This window comes from Desertihabitans aurantiacus (assembly GCF_003344635.1).
GTDB classification, from domain to species: domain Bacteria; phylum Actinomycetota; class Actinomycetes; order Propionibacteriales; family Propionibacteriaceae; genus Desertihabitans; species Desertihabitans aurantiacus.
The window spans coordinates 1-1,167 of sequence record NZ_QPKK01000509.1; the positions used below are offsets into that span (position 1 = coordinate 1).

The 1,167-nt window shown below is 29.0% G+C and carries 1 protein-coding gene; it reads right to left on the bottom strand.

Features of this window, described 5'->3' with window-relative positions; translation table 11 throughout:
- On the bottom strand, positions 1-1,143 hold a 1,143-nt coding region (locus DVA66_RS21210; protein ID WP_157974223.1), incomplete at its 3' end, for a hypothetical protein.
- Positions 1,144-1,167 lie beyond the last annotated feature (24 nt).

The following is a 1,167-nucleotide window of genomic DNA, read 5'->3' on the forward strand; positions in this document are numbered from 1 at the left end:
GTGATTGATAGAACCATCATCGTTATATGTTAAATCAATCAAACCATTTTTGAAGAATAAACAGTTTTTCTTGAACGTAAATACGCTAACTTTGTCAGAAGATTGAATCATCGTAATCAGTGCATCATATCCTTGATTTACGTCGCTTTCATTTAAGCGCAAACTTGGAATGATTTTAGCGAGAATACTGCGATAAACATTGATACCTTTTTCCCAAGTATAGTCTTCTTTTTGAAAGTACAAATCATCATTGTTAATACCAGCGATGATTTCTTTATCGGTTGTTATATGGTTTTCAACATCTTGTTCTAATTTGATGCCAAAATTCATGAATTTTGAAATGAATTCATTAGCCATGCCAACTGTTGGAGCTTTCATAAATGATGAATCTTCTAAAGCATCTACAGTTTCGAAACTTAATTTTTCAATTTTGTTGATAATAGAATTGATATCACGTTGAATTTGCTCGCCTTTTTTCTCGATATCTTTATTATCTTCACTATCTTCAGCACTTAAACTTGATAATTGGTTTTGTTTGAATTGAATTTGTCTTTCTAATGAGATTAATTTTTTTTCAAAATCTCGTACTGCATTTTGTTTTTTACGAACCATGATGTTCATACGACCAACGATGTTTTCAGGTATATCTGAAACAACATCGAACATCTTATCGTGTATACCATCTAAATGGTATATATCTCTTAAGTCGAATATAGATTCGCTTTGATTGAACCTAACAGCTTTTCGATTTAACAAGATTAAATGAATATACATTCTTAAAATTGCTTTGTTGTATTTTGACATTTCACGCATATTCAGATTTTTTTCAAAAGAAAATTGTTCACTATCAGTTAAGAAAGATGTGTCTTTTGGACTGGTTAATACAACACCAAATTTTGATTTGATTTTATTGAGGAATTCAATAATTGTATTAGGATTTGCTTTTTCATCACTATTGATTTCAATAATTTGTCTAAAATTTAATTCTAATTCTTTAAGTGATTCTGAATCTGATAAATAAAAGCGATTATCTGATTCGAATTTATCTTTTTCGGCTTCTACTTCAGGAAATGGGACGTTTTTATTTTCAGCTTTTTTTAATTTTTCTTCGTTTGGCTTAATTTCATTAATTGATTTTACCATTCTTACAACCTCGTTTCGTAAATG